Raw genomic sequence first — 19,479 nt, forward strand, 5'->3', positions numbered from 1 at the left:
TGTTCGCACTTGTTTTTAATTTTCTTGATTTTTCCCTATACCCGACACCCTACCCCCTAAACCCTGCCCTGACTAGGTTTCACGTTTTCTTAGTGCCATTCGAGCAAGACCAATGGCAGCCAGAAGGTGCAAGCTACTACAACGGCGAACTAATTTTGCAACCCCAACAGCGCTGGACAAGGGAGGAACAATTAGAGTTACTTGATTGGCATCCAATGTTTACTGGCAAATGCCCTCGGTGTGGTGCTGAGTTTGAGCGCGATTATACCGCACGGGTACATTGGGATTGCCCTGAATGTGGGTGGATGGATGATAGCGTGTAGGGCGTGTCGTGTTTTTTCTAATATGATTCATTTTTTAAAAGGTGTGCATTTAAAAGTTGAGCCATTGCTTTGCCACCTTGCTGCATAATGACGTTGTGATTCCATTCCATCAAGGGGCGAATGAAAATTGCTAGTAGATTCATCCAAACTTTGGTAGTTTTCACAGTCCAGGTATAGCGAACAATTGTGCCATTTTCGACTGCTTCTAGTTCCCATAAACCCATTCCTTCTACTTCACCGTGGGCAACTGCTTCCATTAAAACAGGAGCATCAATTCTTTGAATGCAAGTGTCAAAGGCCAGTTTATAAGACAGGGGAGTTTTCCAAGTAAAACGCCGAATGTTCCCCACCCCACTGGGTTCACCTACCTGTAGCTCAACTACGCTTTCGACTGCTTTCCAGTAATCTGGCCAGCGTTCGGAATGGATAATTGCATCCCAAACCTTCTCAATAGGCGCATCTAAGTGCCAAATAGTCAAAAAGCGGTAGTCTGCCATACTTCCTAGATGAGCCTTACAAGTAGCGATCGCGATTATTTTAGCTGATAGTACAGCCTATCTCTTGATGAGTATAATAACGAATCTCAACTTGAGTAAATCCTGTTGGGAAATGTAGTTTCTAGGCGATCGCTCAAGTTTCCTCGCTTGAAACTACTGCCTTTAAGCGATGCCTAACGGCGGCAAGCAATTTCCCCCTGACCGCGTTCCTTGCTCGGTTGATGCTAGCTGCGGCTCGCCTGAGATAGCGGAGATTGGCTTTTTTCTAGCAATTGTATGGAAACTAGCGTGCTTGGCTGAAACTTAGGCAGAGCGAACTTTTTTAGTCTTAATATTTTTTTTGAGGTAAATACCGAATCCAAATACAGTTAGGGAGCCGAAGATAGTCAGTGGTTCAGGAACTGATTGGATAGTGACAACTTGTTCTGGTGCTGTATCCCAAAACACAGCGTTTGGGTTAGAGATCGATTGACCCAGTGTACCTGGTGGACACCCTTCACCAGGTAAGCAGCTACGGTTGAGTTCGTACACTCCCTCAAACAAATTAATCTTTGTATTGAATACGAATGGATAGAATGAAGAGAAAGACCAACCCGTGCCATTAAAGCCAGATACATTAATTAAAGTCCTTAAGGCATTGAAACTAATATTGTTAAAAGAAACTAAGCCTTGAGGATCTATAGATGCAGAATCAAAGGAAAAATTTCCTGTTAATGTAGATCCGGGATAAAGGCTAGGAATTAAAGGATCAGTAAAGCTACCCTTAATAATTACAGCAGATGCTGATTCATTAATAGGTACTAATGAAGTGAAAGTTGCTGCTAATACTGGAAGAAGTTTAGCGAATTGCATATTTATCCTTTTTCTCCTAGATTTTGTAGGTAAATGAGATCTCAAGAATATTTTTAATTTATGACATAATCTGTCCTAAAAATCAGAGTATAAGACTAAGAGATTTTGTCAATATCTCTAAAGCTAGACTTCAATTGATACAGCCAAAACAAGCTTTTTCTCTGTTTTTTGGGAAAAAGAGCAATTTTATTTTTGTAAGCCTTTCCTAGCAAGACTTACAGGCTTTGCGTGGCGGCTCGTGTCAGACTCGCTACTTTCACCCCTAATCCTACTAGTGATCACTCTTAGGCGGTGATGTTAAACCTGCGGCAGGTGCAAAGCGCTGCTGTCGCCTGGTCGGATATGAATATAACCTGATGTTGTAGCAATATCTGCATGACCTAATGTTTGCTGAATCAACGGTACAGGCGTTCGCCTAACAGCGTTGTGCGTAGCGTGACTATGCCTGAGCCAGTGACAGCTAACTTTTTCTGTCAGTCCTGCCCTTAAGAAAATGCAACTGAGCGATCGCTTTCACTTTACAATCAGTTCATTGCTATCAAAATTGATATCATGGCTGACCACAAGACTCCACCAAGCGAAATGATTCGCGTGCCTAATGCTTTAATTCCAGTAGTACGCCAACTATCTAAACTACATCGTCAAGGTCATACAATTGCCTTGCTGCAAGCCTTAGAGGAATTAGTATCGCAATTTGATAGCAAAATTGATATCGATATAACAGCAGGCAGTAAATCAGTTAAGCAGCTAGAACAGAAGCTAGAGAACCTGGAATCTCGTCTTGCTGCAAGTGGCTCCTCGGTGGATACAAAACTAGAAGCCATCACCAAGAAGCTGGAGCAAATCGAACGGGCGGTTGCTTCTGGTAGATATAACAACACTCGACCTCAAAGACAAGTGTACTCGCACCAACAACCCCAAGTTGAACTGCAACCCAGGAATAATGAAAGTTTAGCTCAAAGACTAGCTGTTAGCCCCCAAAGCTTGATTGCGGAAAGAAAAAAATTAAGCACCAAAGAATTTATCAGCTGGTCACGTAACCGCGACCCCATGAGTACGGGATGGGAATGGAACGCTAAAACTGAACGCTACCATCCAGTGAAATAATCCTTTTAATCGGATATATCTACTAATATATGAAGCAAAAATGTTGGCAATATTTTAGGCGTTGCGCTTTGGTAGTTCTTCTAGCGTTGACTTTGGGGGGATGGGGTGTGGAATCAGCACACGCTCTGCTGCGGCAACATCACGAAACAAGTGGCGTTTTGCGCTACCATGTCACCTGACCCGAAAAAGCGCGGGTTGCCATTGAGCGATCGCGCAATTAAACGGTTGATTCAGGATATATCTGAAGTGGCCAAAATAGAATTTTCTTGTCACTGGCTAAGGCACTCTCATGCAACCAGGGCGGTGGATAGTAAATCAATTTTTGAGGTGCAAGACCAGTTGGGGCATAGAAAGTCTGATACTACCAAGGGATATGTTCGTCCCAAAAAGGATGCTGGGACGGGTACAGTGCTGCCAAGGTTTTAACCCACATTCCGCAGGTGTGATCGCATCTTCTATTGCAGTGTGGATGCACAAGCATGATTATACGTTAAAAATTGTGTTGGTTCGTTTATGTAGGTTCGCACATTTAAAATGGTTGTCTGTCAGGTAATCTACAGAAATTTACCTATTTCTTTATCAATAACTCTTTAACAATATCCCAGATTTTATCTAAGAAATATGTAAGTATAGCAAGACTAACAATAAATTGAGTTTTTACCCATTGAAAGCGTCTTTCCATAAACTCACATTCTTTTCTAGTAGATTCTATCATTTCAAAAATACCAAAATTTTTATAAGCAGCTTTTAGAAGTCCTTCAGCTTCTACCGAGCTAATGGGAGGAGCTATTACAAAGTTTCTCTCTAGCCTAGAAAAAGAGCTTTGCAGTTTATTGACAGCCCAAGGATTAGGGTTTATTACTGATAAAGAAGAAGAAATTTTCTCACTTTTTGCAGAAATATTTTTAAACACTCTGCGTAAAAGAATACAGGTTTCAAAAATTTGGGCTGCACGAAATAAAGATAACTCATATTCATTATCTTTAATATAATTACTATAAACAGCTAGTGCATCTGTCCAACGAATAAAAAGTCTCTCATAGTGGCGGCTACTAATATTATTATGTTTTATGTATTTTTCGAGCCTTTCCTCCTCTTCATGCTCATAACCACCTGTAAATAATCTTCCAAGCATTGCTGCATTTTCAGAACAGAATTGCGAAATATTATCTGAGTTTATTTGGATAGAAGCAAAAGGATAATGGCGTTCTATTCCTTCAATATCTAAATCAGAAAATAATTTAAATACAGAATCAATTTCTGAACACCTAGTACCATCAAAATTCCAAACTTTCTGTTTAGATTCTATTGGATTATTAACATTTCTAAATGTTTGCCATATTGAAACAATTCCAATACCATATTCTTGATTTACAAGAATAGAACAATCTTTACCTGTAGAGGTTGATATTGGTATCTTAAAGTAAAATCTCTGAAAATCTCGAAATAAACCTTGATAAAATATCCATCGGTAGCTTGATTTATAAATAGTTTCAATCTCTGTTTTTTCATTCATTTTCTCCAGCTTGTGCATAGTTGATGAAGAAATTGAATCTCCTACAAAATCTAAATCAAAAATCGAAATAATATCTGTTCTCAAATAATTCATAAATTCCTTATGTCTTTATAGTCACCTTTTATACCACATAAGGAGGGATAATTTATCGGATACAACAAAGGCTTATGTCCGCACGAAAAAAGACGCAGGGACGGGTACAGTGCTGCCAAGGTTTTAAATAAGCGATCGCGCTACGCTATATATAAGATATGCTGCAAATTTCTCACAAAATTCTCATTCCAGATAGCGAACTCGAAATTAGCGCGATTCGCTCACAAGGAGCAGGCGGTCAAAATGTTAACAAGGTTGCTACCGCTATCCACTTACGCTTTGACATTGGAGCTTCATCATTACCCGCTTTTTATAAAGAGCAGCTTTTGAAGCTAAACGACCGACGCATTACCCAAGAGGGAGTAATTGTCATCAAAGCCCAAGAACACCGCAGCCAGGAGCAGAACCGAGAGGAGGCTTTAGAAAGACTCAAAGAACTTATTAAAAGCGCAATTGTATTGAAGAAAAAACGTAAATCTACTAAGCCAACGCGCAGTTCTCAAAAAAAACGCCTAGATAGTAAAACTAAGCGCGGACAGATTAAATCCGCTAGAAGGCAGGTCATTGATTAAAATGCGATCGCCAAGCAAGCGCGATTCTTCAGGTCTTTACTTGCCGGGGTAGTTCTCATCGAAAGTGCGAAGGAGCGATCGCAACCATGAGAGGAGGAGATCGCTTGTCTGTGGTTCTCTTAGAAAAGTAGGCAATTGAGGAGTTCGCTACTAATCTTTATTTAGCATTGGGTATCTTTAGCTGTTCGCATTCCCCCAATCAAGGTTTCAAAAATAACGCATCGCTTCAAATTACCGGCTGTTGTCAAACTACCTGGTCTTGGTAATGCTACAACAACTTTTAAACCTGTATCAGCAGCACTACCATCTGTTTTTGCGGCTAAAGCACCCATGTAGTCAAAAGTAATGGTTTTTGCTGTAGTTAAATTGTTAAATACTACAGTATTAGGGGATGCTAACGTATTAGCGCCGTTGAGATTTGTACCAATTATTACTTGTCCTTGCTTAATACCAACATCTTTGCCGAAAGTTTGCCAGTTACTTGGTGTAGTACCAGAATAAATGGCAATTTCTGATAGGCTATTGTTAGTTCTAAAACTGACACTATAATTACGTTTATTTCTCTTTGCTTGTCGCTGTGCTTCCTGTAAAGCTGCCACAATGTTATCACTAGCTTTATTTAGGCGTTGTCGATTCAAAAAAGCAAGCCAATTAGGAGCAATAATTGCTGATAAAATCCCTACTATCAACACCACTACTAAGACTTCTAGTAGGGTAAAACCATACTGGGCTTGCTGTTTTAGCTCTTTTGGTTTGGGTTGAGAGAATAAGAGTAATTTCATTTGTCACAAGGGGAAGCAACTATAAACAGTGTTCCCAACTTTAGGGTGCGTAGATACACCCCCTAAGCTAGAGAGTGCGATCGCTCGCGTATTCGGATTAAGCGATGTTGCCGCTTGCAACAAAGCCTGACGATGCTCCTCCCGTTTCAAAATGGGCAGGCAATAAAAATGGGGGCGAAGGCCGCCTTTGAATAGGGCATTACGGTTAAACAACAAATGTTGTGGCGTAATTGTTGCCGCGATGGTGTTGGCAGACAGGACATACTGCACCGCATCGGAGGTGGTGATATGCTCAAGCACCACCCGCAGGTTGGGAAATCGCTGCTTAAGTTCTATTAAATGTCGCTCGATAAACACCTTCTCGCGATCAAACGTATCAACATCGTTAATAAGGGAACTCCAAAAAATAAATTATTCCGTTCAAGTCGTTGACGGTTGACAATTCACTGTTAACAGTCAACTGTCAACAGTGAACAATAGTAATGGTAGTAATGGAATATTTTTTTACTTGGAAGTCCCTAAGGGCCTCATGAGAATAGGGGCGATCGCCATTGAACGCAGGCTCAAGGCTCAATGTCGAATGGCACTAAGAAAAGCTGAAAGCTCGTCTGGGTAGGGTGTTGGGGGCAGGGTGTTGGGTGTAGGGGGAAATTAAGAAAACGAAATATCGAGTACGAACATAAATATTTTCCTTCTTGCCTACGGCACGCTACGCGAACACTACACCCGACACCCGACACCCGACACCCCACACCCAAAAGCCTTATAGGTAATGGGTTTGGCGTTATCTTAGTGCCATTCGCTCAATGTCAAAGTAAGCAAGAATTAAGCAATCGCATATATGACTTGCTTAAAAGTCATGTAAGGCAAGGATTGTAGCAGCCAATGTGGTTCACCATTCTTGCCCGGTCGCGGCAGCCGCAGATTCCTAAGCTTAGGAAATCTTTTTTGGCATAGTGATCCCTGGCATTAAGTAAAGAAATATAACTTATTTACAAATTTGCATAAATGCGGTCGGTAGTTGCAAGGAATTCGCCCAGGCTACTGGATGAGAGGAAACCACCTTTGTTGAGCGATCGCCCTTGAACGAATTTACTCACAGAGAGTGGCAATCGCCAAGCAAAATTCAATTTCAGAATGTGCCAAATCTTTGATACTCAATCTAATTTGGCAATATCCATCCCACATTAATTGTAAGAAACGGAAAAATATTATGTCACCTCAATGGTTCAAGCCTTCGGGGCCCGATGTTGCCGCCTTTGCTGAATTTGATGAAGCAATGCAGGCATTTATGACCCAAGCAAATGTACGAGGCGGATCGTTAGCTCTAATAAAAGATGGTCGCCTTGTCTACGCTCGCGGTTACACCTACGACGAACCAAATAGCATACAAATACAGCCTACGCATCTATTTCGCATCGCTAGTTGCACCAAACCACTTACCAGTCTGACAATCTATCAACTGATCGAAAAATTCAACGATCCCAACAAAATCAGTTTAGACAGCAAAATAGAATCGCTTGTGCTGCCACTGTTGCAGTCAAAAGTGCCTAATGCACCATTACCCGCTAACGATCCAAAGCCATCTGATCCACGGCTTGATGGAAATTATTTTAATGCCATTACTGTCCGCCACCTTTTGTCTCATCAGGGAGGCTGGAATCGCGATGTAGCGGGCGAACCTACCTTCTATCGCGATCCTGATGTTGCCGCTGCTTTAGGGGTTAGTCTCCCAATTTCCTCTTATCAGCTTGCAGCTTGGGGAGTGGCGCAACAGATGCAGTTCTACCCTGGTAGTGAAACTCACTATAGTAATTTCGGCTATAGCCTCCTAGGCCGGGTCATCGAGCAAATGACCGGACAAACATATATTGAAGCGGTAAAGCAGCGACTCTTAAAGCCACTTGGAATTAATCACCCTCGCCTTTCGTTGCCAGAGGCAAGCGATCGCGCTCCTGGTGAAGTTACATATCAAGTGATTCCGCCTGAAAATCGCCCTAGTATGATGCACAGCGATCGCCGTAACGTTCCGATCCAGTATGGCGGGGAAAATAATGCCAACTTCGACTCATTCGGCGGTTGGATTATGTCTGCACCGGATTATGCGCGCGTCCTTGCCGCTTTCACAATGAAGCAGGCACCAATGCCCAAGGTTAGTGCTGATGACATGTTGGGATGGAATAAGTATAGTCTGTCTTCAGGGATTAAAGTCTACGATCATGGTGGCATGTTACCTGGTACATGGTCGTACGCAGCAGCGCGCTCGGATAACACTGGCATTGTCGTGCTTTGGAATACGACAACAGCAGTGCAGAACTTCACCTTTAAGGGTACAACCTACGGAATCGGCAATCATCCCACTCTTTGGCACAAACTTCTAGACAGCATCCCAGCAAATCAATGGCCGACCCACAACCTGTTTCCTCCCATGCTGAATGAGCTGCCAATCAATAACCCCAGCATGATGGTGACGGCAGCTTGGCAACCAGGTGGAGTTGATGAAATTCGGATACACGATTGGTCATACGCTGACTATCGCCAGAAGTATGATGAACTGTGGAATCAGGGCTGGCGGCTACATATACTTGAAAACCGCGTGGTCAATAATCAAGTTCGTTATACAGCAGTGTGGCGACCCAGTACCTCTGGTGAAGTCCAGGTTTATGAATGGTCATACGCTGACTATCGCCAGAAGTATGACGAGCTGTGGAATCAGGGTTGGCGCTTGCACATCCTCAATAACTTTGTTGTAAATGGACAAGTTCGTTATACAGCAGTGTGGCGACCCAGTACCTCTGGTGAAATCCAAGTTTACGGCTGGTCGTATGAAGACTATCGCAAAAAATATGACGAACTCTGGAATCAGGGTTGGCGCTTGCATATTCTCACTAACTTCGTTGTGAATGGACAAGTTCTCTATACAGCAGTGTGGCGACCCAGTACCTCTGGTGAAGTCCAAGTTTACGGCTGGTCATATGAAGACTATCGCAAAAAATATGACGAACTGTGGAATCAGGGTTGGCGCTTGCACATTCTCAATAACTTCGTTGTGAATGGGCAAGTTCTCTATACAGCAGTGTGGAAGCCAAGTAGCGAAGGAGAAATTCAGATTTACAGCTGGTCGTATCAAGACTATCGCCAGAAATATGACCAACTGTGGAGTCAGGGTTGGCGCTTGAAGTTAATCGCCACCTATTAGCCCATTCCATCGCCTCATAAAAGTAGCGATCGCTCGTTTGTAGGTGCGTTATCAAACAAGCGCTCGCCTATCTCGGCTCAACCCCGATTACCTATCCACTCACGCCCTGCTCTCTTTGCAGATTCAGTCGTGTAATAAATCTTGCGTTCACTCCTCACCGCACCAGCAGGGAATGGCACTAAGAAAACGTGAAACCTAGTCAGGGCAGGGTTTAGGGGGTAGGGTGTCGGGTATAGGGAAAAATCAAGAAAATTAAAAACAAGTGCGAACATTAATAAACTTCTTTGCTACGCAACGCTGCGCGAACGCCACTACACCCCACACCCTAGACCCCACACCCAAAAGCCTTATGAATATTGGATTTGCCGATATCTTAGTGCCATTCGCACCAGCAGGACTAATCAAGCGAAACTGCCAGCAATGGGCTTCGGTATAAAACACCAACAAGGTAAATTCCTCAATGCCAACGACGAGGTGAACTGTGGTTTTAGCCATCAGTTATTTCAGATGGTTCTAATTTGACTTGACTAAGCAACCCCTGCCGAATTGCTTTTTCAATTAACTCACTTCTAGTTATCCCCAATTCCTCAGATACCTTGTCAAGTTCAGCCGAAGCAGTTTCAGTCAACATAATCTGATATCGCTGCTTCGTCTCGCCGTATTTATCTTTTTGCGCTCGTTTTGGTCTTGGCATTATATACACATATCAACACCTCAACACTTTACAAATCTATTAGACTACGTAACTACATATATACACACCTACACACTATAATTAAGTGCATAACAAAGGCGATCGCTCTCCGGCCAAGAAGTTGCGATCGCCCTTTGTAGACCTGTAGTAAAAGGTTTATTTAATAATGACACAGAAAGATACTTGGGATGCTCAAGCCCAGGCTCAGTTTGAGTTGGAGCAGTACATCAACGAGCAAGCCCAGGATGTAGCACCAGAGTTTGAAATTGACTCTGTGGATGATGCTGATTTCGGTACTCTTTACCGAGTTTGGTCTGGTATGAAGCTGCTGGGCACTTTCTACCGTGCTGTTGATGGGTTATGGGTAGCCCAGCCGTGCAATGTTGAACAGCGCCCCCGGTGCGAAACTCCAGAACAAGCACAACTCATCATCGTTGTCCTGAGTGGGTTGCTAGTAGCTGACGCTGCGTAACGAATATTTTCCCATCACATTGAGGTGCGCTTTAGGCGTACCTCTTACTTGACCATACAATTTTCAAAGTATTTCACCATGAACGAATGGCACTAAGATATCGGCAAATCCAATATTCATAAGGCTTTTGGGTGTGGGGTGTAGGGTGTGGGGTGTAGTGGCGTTCGCGCAGCGTTGCGTAGCAAAGAAGTTTATTAATGTTCGCACTTGTTTTTAATTTTCTTGATTTTTCCCTATACCCGACACCCTACCCCCTAAACCCTGCCCTGACTAGGTTTCACGTTTTCTTAGTGCCATTCGTTCAAATCCCCTTGATTCCATTGATGGTGTCTGAAGCCAAAGCGGTCGCGGCGCTGGTTTGTGTGACATGGAAGGGGAAACATCCGGTGGTTAAGCTAGTGCATGAAACCTATGAAACTGGGGTGAAGCTTAAAAAAAAGCTATGTCTCATATTGAAAGACAAATCCAACGTTTAACTAATTCTACCCATGAACTTTATCCGAATATAGGTAATTGGTTTATTGATATCTGTTGTAGAAAAACTTAATTATTTGATTTAGGTAAAAGCAATTATCAAACTTTAAGTCATATTAAATCATGACAATTTTACAGTTTACCCTGTCGCGAAATGATAGGTGTATAAATTCTTTATGACTAATTACAAACTGCTTAATTGGTAAGCTTTACAGCTTTTCTTAGTGCCATTCCTCTCATCACCCCAAATTCCGGATAATTCCATATGACTTGTCAAAAAACACTGTTGCTGTGCCTGTATCGGCGTGGCGAGATTTAGCCACGATCAGTTCTAAAATTCCTTGGTCTTCTGTGTCTGGGTTATAGTACTCATCCCGGTAAGCCAAGATGATATTATCGGCAACCATCTCTAAAATTCCCGACTGGCTGAGGTCACTCATCATAGGACGCTTATTCTGCCTACCCTCTACTCCTCTGGAGATTTGAGAAAGTGCCAACACAGGAACATTTAAATCACCAGCCATTTTGTAAAGTCCCCTGGCGACATCTCCTAGTTCATAACTGCGATTACCCCCTGAGTCTTCTGCCATCATTTGCAGGTAATCAACTACAACTAATCCCAGCTTTCCTTCTTTGGCTTTTATCTGACGACATTCGGAAGCAATTCCAGAAACAGTAATGCCTCTTGAGTCATTCATATAAAGCGGTAATTCTGAGGCGATACCAACAATTTTGGCAATACTGGTGAATTCCCAGCCTTCTAAAGGTTGATTACCTGAACGATGTCTGCGGATGCGATCGCTCTTCAGTGGGATCAAGTCTAAATGCTTGTAGGCATTGGTAACACTAATTAAACTCCACAGTCTGTACTCCAATTGCTTTTTTGTCATCTCCAGAGAGAAGATAGCTACAGGTAAGTCGTGGAGCAGTATCATCTGGAACGCCAGGAACAGCGCGATGAAAGATTTCCCCATTGATGGCCTACCCCCAACTATGGTGAGTGTACCATCTTCAAATCCCAGCATTAAATTATCAAGCTCATGAAGTCCTGTGGGGTAGATGGGATTATCTGAATCTAATTCTTCGTAAGCAGCAATATTAATCGTGCTGTTGTGTTCAGTATTGTTTGTAATAGTTTGATTAGATAGTTGAAAAACCTTTTGCTCTGCCTGATCTAGGACAATTGGTAACTCCTTTTCGGTCTCATAACCCAGATGCACAATTTCATTACCCGCTTTAATCAACTGCCGTCGCAGATACTTGTCCATCACCAAAACAGCTAAGGCATCGATGTTAACTGCTGACACTGTGCGGTCTACAAGGGTGGCTAATTTATTTTTCCCGCCAATCCGGTCAAGTAAATTGTGGTCAGCTAGCCAACTGGTGACTGAGAGTAAATCTGTGGGTAAAGATTGGCTCAACAGCCGCAGCGCAGCTTGATAAATATCTTTATGGGCGCTGATGTAAAAAGCTTCTGGAATTAAGCGATCGCAAATCCTGCTTATTGCTTCTGGGTCTAGCATAATTCCGCCCAAAATGGCCTCTTCTGCCTCGATGTTTTGGGGTGGCAGGCGGTCAGCTGTCCCTTGAAAACTTAGTTCTTCAGTCATAAGCAACTTGAGATTTTCAATTCACACAGACCCTTCTCTACGAGAGGCTGCGCCAACGGGGCGGGAACTCTTAACAGGGAATAGGGAACAGAGGGGAAATTAGCCCTGAAGCAAGGTTTAAAGCCTCGCCCCTTGTGGGCGAAGGAATCCTTGTATCGCAAGGTAGGTTGAAACCCCAACGCCAGTTCTCTCAAGTCACGGTCGCTACGGAGACTGGCTCCCCCTTGTGGGTGGCTTTGATTTCCCTGTTGCCCGTTGCCCGTTCCCTGTTCCCTTTCATAGGAAAAAGCTTTTTTAAGGGGGTTCAAGCTCACTCTACCGATTGCTTCTGGGTTTGGCATTATCCAACCTAAACTGGCTTTTCTAATTTCAAGAACACTCGCAGCAATCATAATTTCTCCTTATAAGTTTCCATAGCTTGCTGACGTTGTTGCTCAATTTCTTCTTGAAACTTTTTCATCATTTGGCTACTGCGACGATTTTGAGATTTTTTGGATTGTGCTTGTTGCCAAGCCAGAAATTTCTTGTAGTAAACCTCCCAGCGATTTTGTCCAGCTTTATTCTGGTGAGCCAACCAAGCTTCAATGTCGTTGACTGGCTGACTAAGATTCTTGGTTTTTTCTTCACAAAAGTTCAAAAAATTCGCTCGCTCATCTTCTGAGAGAGTCTGAATAAATTCTGTATAAGTCTGAGAGATCTGAGGGGATCTAGAACCATTACTGTACAAGGGTTCTAGCTCTTGATTTGGACAATTCTGTCCAACTCCGGACAATTCTGTCTTAGTTTGGACAATTTTGTCCAACTCCGGACAATTTTGTCCAACTCCGGACAATTCTGTCATTTTTCTCTCGTGAGAAAATTTAGTTTTACTATCTGATTCTGGACTGTCCAACTCCGGACAATTCTGTCCAACTCCGGACAATTCTGTCATTTTTCTCTCGTGAGAAAATTTAGTTTTACTTTCAGATTGATTTGCTTTTTTCTTTTGGCGTAGTTCTTTGGCTTGCTTACCTGCTAAATTCTGTCCACGAATTACTACAGGTTCCCATCGGTAAAGTTCTAAATCTTCAAGTTTTGCCAGAGAACGTTTAACCTGTCTTTCACTGACACCGATTGCTTCTGCAATTTCTGGAATTCTTGGTAGTTCTACCATGCGATCGCCGAAAGGCTCAATCATTTGTAGATAAGCCCATAGTGACCAGTCAGCAGCAGTTAACTTGCCGCGAATAGCTTTAATTGCCATTGAGTTAGGAGTTTGGTAGAAACCATCTAATTCGATACCAAGCATTGGGCAATCAGGGACTACCGTAAGTTGAGTTTGGTTTGACATAGCTAGTCCCTTTGTGCTGGTGTGAGTTCACGGTAGGCTTTCAGCCACTCTTCATGCTGAAGTGGGTAAAAACGTCCTTGATTTTTTGAATTTGGCTGTGTCATAGTTCTGCTCAGACAAAATAACAGGACAATAAGACAAAATAACAAGACAAAATTTCACCTCTTTCCCAACGGGATCGAGGCTGATTTTTTAGATGTCTATCATTTATGCTCAGTCAACAAATTTTTATGTTTAATCGTGACAAGGCATTAATTTGATGGTTATGCTAGTGGTTAGAAGATTAAAGATATGTCTAGTGAAAAGCACTTCTAGCAAGAGTTTGGTAAGATTAAGTTAGACATCATCGTTGTTGTTTCATCGGACAACACATAGTATAACCGTTAAACCTAAGTATAATTAACAAAGCAATGCAAAGTTTTGTATCAGAGAAAACTCAACGTTATCAGCAGTTATTCGATGAGATGATGAATCGCTTCCAAATTGAAGGGAAGACAACGGCTGAACAGGCAAAAGTTTCAGAAGTGATGTTATCCCGCTTTCGTCGCGGGAAGGCGGATTTAGGAGCATCAAAACTAATAGCGCTACTTTTGGCTGTTCCGGTAGAAGCCAGGGTATGGTATTTATCTGAGTTATTTGGTCAAAGGCCAGGAGTTAGCCTGCGATCGCTGATTGCTGAAGCACCTCCTGAAGAACAAGCTGAAGTTTTACGACTAATTGCTGACATTTTTGTGAATAATAGCCGTGAGGCTACAGACTCAGTGCAGTTACTTAAAGCTTTTTGACACTCCCCGACCTAAAGGTGCGGGGATTCTTAAGACATTACTGACTTAATATCCCTATTACTAGGGTTCCCAGGCTCAACACGATTGCCGCGAGGGCGTGCTGATAACTCCTTGCATTGTTTTGGGCGTTTAAGTTCCGGGCAGTCCACCCGTACTATAGAATAAGCTCTATCTCTGATGTTTTTAGCTGCATTAATGTCAGCGTGGTCAAAATGTCCACACTGAGTACAAATGAACTTTTCGCCATCACGATTAGACGCATCAACATGACCACAGTTTTGACATTTTTGGCTGGTGTATTTTGGGCTTACCTTAAGTACAACCTTTCCATGCTTTGCAGCAAGATAATCGATTTTCAATACCAATTCACCCCAGCTAGCATCAAAGATTGAACGATTTAAACCTTTCTTTCTTGATTGTCCATTCTTTAAAAATCTACCACTCTCTTCATCTACTTTCGGCTTACAACGTCTCTTCATTGCTGAAACATTTAAGTCTTCAATGGCAATAGCATCAACGTTTCTAGAAACAATTTTGTTAGCTACATACCATTGATAGCAGTCGCGTTTATCTGCAATCTTTTTGTGAAACTTACCTACATTTGTAGCTGCTTTTTTACGATTTTTACTCCCTTTAGCTTTCCGATTAACTCTACGTTGTCTGATTTTTAAAGTGACTTTAGTTTTCTTATTGGTAGCAAATTTAGGATTTTCAATCTGGTAGCCATCAGATAGATGCACTAACTTGGTGATACCTAAATCGCACCCGATTATATTGTTAACTTCAGTGAAAGGTTTAACAATATAATCTGGTACTGCTCTATCCTCAATTCTTAGCGATACATACCACCCATCTTGACGTTTACGGATTGTGGCAGCTTTAATTTTAAAACCATCAGGTATTGGTCGAGAGTTAAAGAATCTCATCCAACCAAGCTTGGGGAGGTAGATTTTATTCCCTTGGACTTTCACACCAATTACGTATGTAAAAGATGTGAAGTTAGAACGGTTTTTAAATTTAGGAAATCCACGTCCATCAAAGAAATTTTTGTAGGCAACATCCAAGCGTTTTACATTTTGCTGCAACACTGTTGAATCAATATCAGCATACCAAGGTCTAGCCTTTTTTAATGTAGGTAATGCCGCATCTTGAATCATTCCCGCACTACGTCTAGGATTTTTATCTCCTGAATTCTTCCAAGGTTCTCCCGTTGCACCATTTTTGCTAACAAAACAAGTTATAGGACAAGCAAGAGCCTTGGTTCTAATATTACAATAGTCACCCTGGATAAATTGTTGGGCATATTGGGTTAATCTGTCATTCAAACACCAGTTGTAGTGCGAACGTAACATATCCACCCAATTACTCATTGTTGATGATTGTGTAATGTTAGGACGTAGCTTATACACATAGTTTGTTAGCAAGTTGTATCACCTCCTTGTTTGTTTCATCTCCAAGTAAAGTACCATTAATATGTACAAATTAAATACATATCATGGCTAAAAAAGGTTTGCATATTCTTTTAAGCGAACGCCGCATTAATAAGTTACGCTTATTAGCTGTTGAAAAAGATAAAACCATGACTCAAATCATTGAAGATTTGATTGATACGCTTCCAGAACCAAAAAAATCTAACAGCACTCAGCCCTAAAGGGCTTAAACGGCTTTCATCCCTTGTCTGAAGCACGTATGTGTATCTTTGCCACGCTTCGATACACATACTCAAGGGCTTTCAGCCTGTCTTTCTGTAAGTTTAAATAAATAGCCGAAGAATTGGTTGATAAAAGGCTACTGAATCAGGTTAATTTAAGAAAATATTGAGCATTGCGATCGCCGATCAGTTGCAGAAAAACCTAACTGATGAAACACTGGTAAGGTTACTATTCAAGTAAGATTTCATTCTCCTTTAATTTTGCTAAAAGCCTCATCTGTTTGTTAACAAGCGAATTAAGCAAAAGAGTTGACTTTTAGCCCATGAAGTAGCCATGCAATGAGTATGTATTGCTGGTGATTATAGTTACAAATCAAAATCAAGGGTGAACGTTTCACCGTTTAAATCCTTTTGTTCTTCGAGTGCAGATGGATTTGTAGTCTGCTCCTCAAGTTGATTTTGGTTTATGGTAATAGGATTAACAACAGGTGTATGTGAAACTGCTTGTTGTATTGGGAATGCACCCTTTTTAAAGGCAAAATAGCAGTCAATAATAAAGTAAAGCGTTTCCAGATAACTTTTATCTAGTTGTTGTGACTCAGCAAAGATACGTTCACGATAGCTATCTTTAATCCGGATTTTTTCTGGTGTTAAATTTTGTTTATCTGCCATTGTGATTATTTCTCAAATGTGATGAGCTTTCTTTTAGGGTTTGGATTTCAGAGTACGAGAGTTCACCAATCTATAATTTTCAACGAGGCATTGAGCCAATCTGATATGGGTTCACGAATTTTTTTTCACAATCGCTTTAGCCATTTCTAGAAGTCCACAAGCATTAGCTTCTACGGGATTATCCAGAATTTTGAACCCGTTCTTCTCTAAGAGCTTCTTAAATCCAGGCAACAAGCAACCTCCACCAATCGCCCAAATTTCATCTCCAGTGTGTTTGGCATCAAGTGTGAGATTCACAACTTTCTTCAAGTATTTTTCATACCAGTCTTTTAAACAAGCGCTATAAACATCTTTGATATCAATGTCACGGCTATACTTGGTATGTCCCATTTCTAGACAAAATCTAATTTTTGATGGGTCACCGATTTTCCCGCCATTAAGATGTTTCATCTTTTGGGAGATATCCTCTATGAGGACTTCTACACCCGTGGGATAAGGAGTGTGAACTTCACGCTTACCTTGGCTGTAACGGGAATACAGAGTAGTACCGTTGCCAAAGTCTAAAACAGTTAATTTTGGGGGAAGTTGTTGCCCAAACAATGCACCCATTCCCTCTGGGACGACTTTGAGTACTTCAATCTTTACCTCTGAAACTTTGCCAGCAAGTATTGGTTGGTATTCACCGTTGAGTACTTGTTTCAAGTCTTCTGCCAAAGCGACATCATGTAAACTAACAACTAACTTTAAATGCCAAGCTTTACGATGTGGTAAATGTGCCAAGGCACCCAATAATGTAATTAGTGCATTATTGACTTTGTTCTCGTTGTTATCTGTATTGCGGTCGAAATGATAACCTGTACGAAAAGCAGATTCTCCTACTGTGTAGGCAGTACCATTGAAAACTACTCTTCCGGGAACATCTTCCATCTCAACAGAAGAGATATAACTGGGGACGCGAACAACATCAAAGCCATCGACTAAAAGTTTGATGCTACCGTAACCGTTATCAAAGCCGGAGGGAAAAATTTTTTGTAAGGCATGAATGTTGGTCATAGGGGTCAAGTGGGGTATAAAGTATTAATGAGTCAAAAATACCCTAAGCATCACCTATATATACCCTAAATAGGGGTTAAATTGAGAAAGAAAATTCCCAAGTATTTATGGGGTATATATAGCACCCATTTATACCCCATAAAAAATTGTGAAACTTTTTAGGAGAAGTTTTGCAGCTCTACTTAACTGCTATTCTGCTCTGAAATACTTACCTAAACTTATTTAAACTTGTTGATTACTCCCGGTTCGCTCATTTTTTGAGGAGTTAGGAAAAGAAGTATACCGAAAGACATATTTCCAAAAATGAGTAAATCGGTATAGGTTCAGAATTATGGCAACTGAACCCATAATTACAAACGAAAGAGTCGATGATATACCCGTACTTCTGACACAAATACAGAAGATGGGGATAGGCAAGTTAATCGATAAGCACTTTCCGACACATGGAAATTGGCAAGGTGAGAGTTTGGGGAGCGTAGCGGTAATTTGGTTAACACACATATTATCGCAAGCAGATCATCGTTTAAATCACGTCCAAGGCTGGGCTTCCAAGCGTTTGGAAACTTTAAAAACACTGATGGGCGATTCCTTACAGGAATTAGACTTGACGGATGATCGGCTAGAAGCGGTATTACGCTACCTTAATTGTGATGAAAACTGGTCTGTATTTGAGTCAGAACTAGGGAGTAATTTGCTGTGTGTCTACGATCTCAAACCAGAACGGGTACGTTTGGATAGTACAACCGCATCGAGCCACTGTGGGGTAAATCCCGAAGGACTATTTCAATGGGGACATAGCAAAGATCATCGTCCGGACTTGGCACAAGTCAAGGAGGATGTTATCGACATTAGACCCATTAGGGATGCCAATTGCAACGGAAATCTTGTCAGGGGAAAAAGCCGATGACCCGTTATATATTCCAGCCATAGAAAGAGTACGTTCAACAATAAAACAGTCAGAATTACTATATATTGGTGACTGTAAAATGGCATCAATTGGGACGAGAACCCATATTGTGTTGGGTGGTGATTTTTATCTATGTCCTTTAAATGCCAAGCAATCGCCAAGAGAAAAATTAATAGAATATCTTCAACCAGTTTGGGATATAAAACAAGAGTTGACTATTATCAATTACGATTATGCAGACGGAAAAACTAGAGATATTGCTGTTCGCGGAGCGTCCCGCAGGGAAGGATTTGAACTAAAATTTCTCCAAAAGGTAGAGATTGACGGACAACGCCAGTTCGCTCAACGGGGGGAACCCCCGCACGCGACTGGCTCAGAAATATCTTGGGAAGAGCGACAATTAGTAGTACGTTCATTTGCCATTGCACAGACAGAAGAAAATTATCTACGCGAACGTATACAGAAAAGCTCTGATGCTCTCGAACAACTCAAAATACCTCGGCGTGGCAAGAAAAAACTCACCTCACCTGATGAATGGGAATCATCTGTAGCAGCTATTCTTAAACGTTATCGAACTAATGGTTTATTTAAAATTGATATTCAAACCCAACGAGTTCAAAAAGCTAAAAGGCGATATTTAGAACGTCAACCTCAAATAGTAGAAGAAGTTTCGTTTCACCTGGATTTTAGAATTGATGAAGATGCGCTTCGACAACAAGTTCAACTGTTAGGGTGGCGTGTATATGTCACTAATAAACCTGAGTCTCAACTGACTTTGAAGCAAGCAGTTCGTGCTTATCGAGATGAGTACTTAACAGAACGAGGATTTGCTCGACTTAAAGGCTTCCCTCTCTCTTTAACTCCGATTTATTTACAATGGATTCTATAGA

20 protein-coding genes and 2 pseudogenes are annotated in these 19,479 nt (G+C 41.6%); 11 read left to right on the forward strand and 11 right to left on the reverse strand.

Annotated elements, in window-relative coordinates:
• Positions 1 to 323 (forward strand): annotated as a pseudogene (locus H6G41_RS23905) (hypothetical protein); the annotation flags it as partial.
• Positions 324 to 340: 17 nt separating this feature from the next.
• On the opposite strand, the gene H6G41_RS23910 reads toward H6G41_RS23905, so the two are convergent.
• The 3 genes from H6G41_RS23910 to H6G41_RS23920 all read right to left on the reverse strand — a co-directional run bounded on the left by H6G41_RS23910 (position 341) and on the right by H6G41_RS23920 (position 2,167).
• Positions 341 to 820: an SRPBCC family protein gene (locus tag H6G41_RS23910; RefSeq protein ID WP_190749305.1), complete on the reverse strand. Its 480-nt coding sequence runs from the start codon at positions 818 to 820 to the stop codon at positions 341 to 343.
• 303 nt (positions 821 to 1,123) lie between these two features.
• The gene (locus H6G41_RS23915; protein ID WP_190749307.1) at positions 1,124 to 1,672 is read right to left on the reverse strand and encodes a PEP-CTERM sorting domain-containing protein; all 549 of its coding nucleotides are present in this window, start codon (positions 1,670 to 1,672) and stop codon (positions 1,124 to 1,126) included.
• Between the two features lie 297 nt (positions 1,673 to 1,969).
• Positions 1,970 to 2,167, reverse strand: a complete 198-nt coding sequence (locus tag H6G41_RS23920) for a tyrosine-type recombinase/integrase (protein ID WP_190749383.1) — start codon at positions 2,165 to 2,167, stop codon at positions 1,970 to 1,972.
• Positions 2,168 to 2,224: 57 nt separating this feature from the next.
• Between H6G41_RS23920 and H6G41_RS23925 the strand changes: the two genes are divergently transcribed.
• Both H6G41_RS23925 and H6G41_RS23930 read left to right on the forward strand, forming a co-directional pair.
• Positions 2,225 to 2,779, forward strand: a complete 555-nt coding sequence (locus H6G41_RS23925) for a hypothetical protein (RefSeq protein ID WP_190749309.1) — start codon at positions 2,225 to 2,227, stop codon at positions 2,777 to 2,779.
• Between the two features lie 168 nt (positions 2,780 to 2,947).
• Positions 2,948 to 3,205 carry a site-specific integrase gene (locus H6G41_RS23930; RefSeq protein WP_190749385.1) on the forward strand — a complete coding sequence of 86 codons (258 nt, stop codon included), beginning with the start codon at positions 2,948 to 2,950 and terminating at the stop codon, positions 3,203 to 3,205.
• Positions 3,206 to 3,347: 142 nt separating this feature from the next.
• On the opposite strand, the gene H6G41_RS23935 is transcribed toward H6G41_RS23930, so the two are convergent.
• The gene (locus H6G41_RS23935; protein ID WP_096648750.1) at positions 3,348 to 4,388 is read right to left on the reverse strand and encodes a hypothetical protein; all 1,041 of its coding nucleotides are present in this window, start codon (positions 4,386 to 4,388) and stop codon (positions 3,348 to 3,350) included.
• Between the two features lie 158 nt (positions 4,389 to 4,546).
• Between H6G41_RS23935 and arfB the strand changes: the two genes are divergently transcribed.
• Positions 4,547 to 4,960, forward strand: coding sequence for an alternative ribosome rescue aminoacyl-tRNA hydrolase ArfB (gene arfB / locus H6G41_RS23940; RefSeq protein WP_190749311.1), 414 nt, complete (start codon positions 4,547 to 4,549; stop codon positions 4,958 to 4,960).
• Positions 4,961 to 5,121: 161 nt separating this feature from the next.
• Here the strand turns inward: arfB and H6G41_RS23945 are convergent, their stop codons facing one another.
• Positions 5,122 to 5,742 carry a prepilin-type N-terminal cleavage/methylation domain-containing protein gene (locus tag H6G41_RS23945; protein ID WP_190749313.1) on the reverse strand — a complete coding sequence of 207 codons (621 nt, stop codon included), beginning with the start codon at positions 5,740 to 5,742 and terminating at the stop codon, positions 5,122 to 5,124.
• 1,213 nt (positions 5,743 to 6,955) lie between these two features.
• Between H6G41_RS23945 and H6G41_RS23955 the strand changes: the two genes are divergently transcribed.
• On the forward strand, positions 6,956 to 8,941 hold the full coding sequence (locus H6G41_RS23955; RefSeq protein WP_190749315.1) for a serine hydrolase: 1,986 nt from the start codon (positions 6,956 to 6,958) through the stop codon (positions 8,939 to 8,941).
• Between the two features lie 487 nt (positions 8,942 to 9,428).
• Here H6G41_RS23955 and H6G41_RS23960 read toward each other — a convergent pair whose 3' ends face one another.
• Positions 9,429 to 9,635 (reverse strand): ribbon-helix-helix domain-containing protein, encoded by a 207-nt coding sequence (locus H6G41_RS23960; RefSeq protein ID WP_190749317.1) that lies wholly within the window; start codon positions 9,633 to 9,635, stop codon positions 9,429 to 9,431.
• 166 nt (positions 9,636 to 9,801) lie between these two features.
• Between H6G41_RS23960 and H6G41_RS23965 the strand changes: the two genes are divergently transcribed.
• Together H6G41_RS23965 and H6G41_RS35335 are read left to right on the forward strand one after the other, a co-directional pair.
• Complete coding sequence (locus H6G41_RS23965; RefSeq protein WP_190749319.1) at positions 9,802 to 10,107, forward strand: hypothetical protein; 306 nt, start codon at positions 9,802 to 9,804, stop codon at positions 10,105 to 10,107.
• Between the two features lie 362 nt (positions 10,108 to 10,469).
• Positions 10,470 to 10,654, forward strand: a pseudogene (locus H6G41_RS35335) (ISAzo13 family transposase); the annotation flags it as partial.
• Between the two features lie 166 nt (positions 10,655 to 10,820).
• Here the strand turns inward: H6G41_RS35335 and dnaB are convergent.
• Together dnaB and H6G41_RS35340 are read right to left on the reverse strand one after the other, a co-directional pair.
• Positions 10,821 to 12,191, reverse strand: a complete 1,371-nt coding sequence (gene dnaB, locus H6G41_RS23970; RefSeq protein WP_190749321.1) for a replicative DNA helicase — start codon at positions 12,189 to 12,191, stop codon at positions 10,821 to 10,823.
• Between the two features lie 388 nt (positions 12,192 to 12,579).
• The gene (locus tag H6G41_RS35340) at positions 12,580 to 13,521 is read right to left on the reverse strand and encodes a hypothetical protein (protein WP_242038028.1); all 942 of its coding nucleotides are present in this window, start codon (positions 13,519 to 13,521) and stop codon (positions 12,580 to 12,582) included.
• 410 nt (positions 13,522 to 13,931) lie between these two features.
• Here H6G41_RS35340 and H6G41_RS23985 point away from each other — a divergent pair, with 410 nt between their 5' ends.
• Positions 13,932 to 14,306: an XRE family transcriptional regulator gene (locus H6G41_RS23985; protein WP_190749323.1), complete on the forward strand. Its 375-nt coding sequence runs from the start codon at positions 13,932 to 13,934 to the stop codon at positions 14,304 to 14,306.
• Positions 14,307 to 14,335: 29 nt separating this feature from the next.
• On the opposite strand, the gene H6G41_RS23990 is transcribed toward H6G41_RS23985, so the two are convergent.
• Positions 14,336 to 15,715: a transposase gene (locus H6G41_RS23990; protein ID WP_308796371.1), complete on the reverse strand. Its 1,380-nt coding sequence runs from the start codon at positions 15,713 to 15,715 to the stop codon at positions 14,336 to 14,338.
• 86 nt (positions 15,716 to 15,801) lie between these two features.
• Here H6G41_RS23990 and H6G41_RS23995 point away from each other — a divergent pair, with 86 nt between their 5' ends.
• A complete protein-coding gene (locus H6G41_RS23995; RefSeq protein WP_190749327.1) occupies positions 15,802 to 15,957 on the forward strand; it encodes a hypothetical protein in 156 nt (51 codons plus the stop codon).
• A 366-nt stretch (positions 15,958 to 16,323) separates the two neighbouring features.
• Here H6G41_RS23995 and H6G41_RS24000 read toward each other — a convergent pair whose 3' ends face one another.
• Positions 16,324 to 16,629, reverse strand: a complete 306-nt coding sequence (locus tag H6G41_RS24000; RefSeq protein WP_096648954.1) for a hypothetical protein — start codon at positions 16,627 to 16,629, stop codon at positions 16,324 to 16,326.
• 111 nt (positions 16,630 to 16,740) lie between these two features.
• Positions 16,741 to 17,682, reverse strand: a complete 942-nt coding sequence (locus H6G41_RS24005; protein WP_096648952.1) for a ParM/StbA family protein — start codon at positions 17,680 to 17,682, stop codon at positions 16,741 to 16,743.
• 331 nt (positions 17,683 to 18,013) lie between these two features.
• On the opposite strand from H6G41_RS24005, the gene H6G41_RS35345 reads away from it, so the two are divergent.
• Both H6G41_RS35345 and H6G41_RS35350 read left to right on the forward strand, forming a co-directional pair.
• Positions 18,014 to 18,589 (forward strand): DUF4277 domain-containing protein, encoded by a 576-nt coding sequence (locus H6G41_RS35345; RefSeq protein WP_242038030.1) that lies wholly within the window; start codon positions 18,014 to 18,016, stop codon positions 18,587 to 18,589.
• Positions 18,546 to 19,478, forward strand: coding sequence for a hypothetical protein (locus H6G41_RS35350; protein ID WP_242038031.1), 933 nt, complete (start codon positions 18,546 to 18,548; stop codon positions 19,476 to 19,478). Before H6G41_RS35345 ends, H6G41_RS35350 begins: the two co-directional genes overlap by 44 nt.
• Position 19,479: the final 1 nt, after the last annotated feature.

Origin of the sequence: Tolypothrix sp. FACHB-123, from assembly GCF_014697075.1 — a bacterium.
Lineage (GTDB): Bacteria > Cyanobacteriota > Cyanobacteriia > Cyanobacteriales > Nostocaceae > Aulosira.

Coding starts and splice junctions, on each gene's coding strand:
- H6G41_RS24000 (WP_096648954.1), bottom strand. CDS start 16,629: ATGGCAGATAAACAAAATTTAACACCAGAAAAAATCCGGATTAAAGAT.
- H6G41_RS23960 (WP_190749317.1), bottom strand. CDS start 9,635: ATGCCAAGACCAAAACGAGCGCAAAAAGATAAATACGGCGAGACGAAG.
- H6G41_RS23965 (WP_190749319.1), top strand. CDS start 9,802: ATGACACAGAAAGATACTTGGGATGCTCAAGCCCAGGCTCAGTTTGAG.
- H6G41_RS23915 (WP_190749307.1), bottom strand. CDS start 1,672: ATGCAATTCGCTAAACTTCTTCCAGTATTAGCAGCAACTTTCACTTCA.
- H6G41_RS35350 (WP_242038031.1), top strand. CDS start 18,546: ATGCCAATTGCAACGGAAATCTTGTCAGGGGAAAAAGCCGATGACCCG.
- arfB (WP_190749311.1), top strand. CDS start 4,547: ATGCTGCAAATTTCTCACAAAATTCTCATTCCAGATAGCGAACTCGAA.
- H6G41_RS23910 (WP_190749305.1), bottom strand. CDS start 820: ATGGCAGACTACCGCTTTTTGACTATTTGGCACTTAGATGCGCCTATT.
- dnaB (WP_190749321.1), bottom strand. CDS start 12,191: ATGACTGAAGAACTAAGTTTTCAAGGGACAGCTGACCGCCTGCCACCC.
- H6G41_RS35340 (WP_242038028.1), bottom strand. CDS start 13,521: ATGTCAAACCAAACTCAACTTACGGTAGTCCCTGATTGCCCAATGCTT.
- H6G41_RS23925 (WP_190749309.1), top strand. CDS start 2,225: ATGGCTGACCACAAGACTCCACCAAGCGAAATGATTCGCGTGCCTAAT.
- H6G41_RS23995 (WP_190749327.1), top strand. CDS start 15,802: ATGGCTAAAAAAGGTTTGCATATTCTTTTAAGCGAACGCCGCATTAAT.
- H6G41_RS24005 (WP_096648952.1), bottom strand. CDS start 17,682: ATGACCAACATTCATGCCTTACAAAAAATTTTTCCCTCCGGCTTTGAT.
- H6G41_RS23930 (WP_190749385.1), top strand. CDS start 2,948: ATGTCACCTGACCCGAAAAAGCGCGGGTTGCCATTGAGCGATCGCGCA.
- H6G41_RS23985 (WP_190749323.1), top strand. CDS start 13,932: ATGCAAAGTTTTGTATCAGAGAAAACTCAACGTTATCAGCAGTTATTC.
- H6G41_RS23945 (WP_190749313.1), bottom strand. CDS start 5,742: ATGAAATTACTCTTATTCTCTCAACCCAAACCAAAAGAGCTAAAACAG.
- H6G41_RS23955 (WP_190749315.1), top strand. CDS start 6,956: ATGTCACCTCAATGGTTCAAGCCTTCGGGGCCCGATGTTGCCGCCTTT.
- H6G41_RS35345 (WP_242038030.1), top strand. CDS start 18,014: ATGGCAACTGAACCCATAATTACAAACGAAAGAGTCGATGATATACCC.
- H6G41_RS23935 (WP_096648750.1), bottom strand. CDS start 4,388: ATGAATTATTTGAGAACAGATATTATTTCGATTTTTGATTTAGATTTT.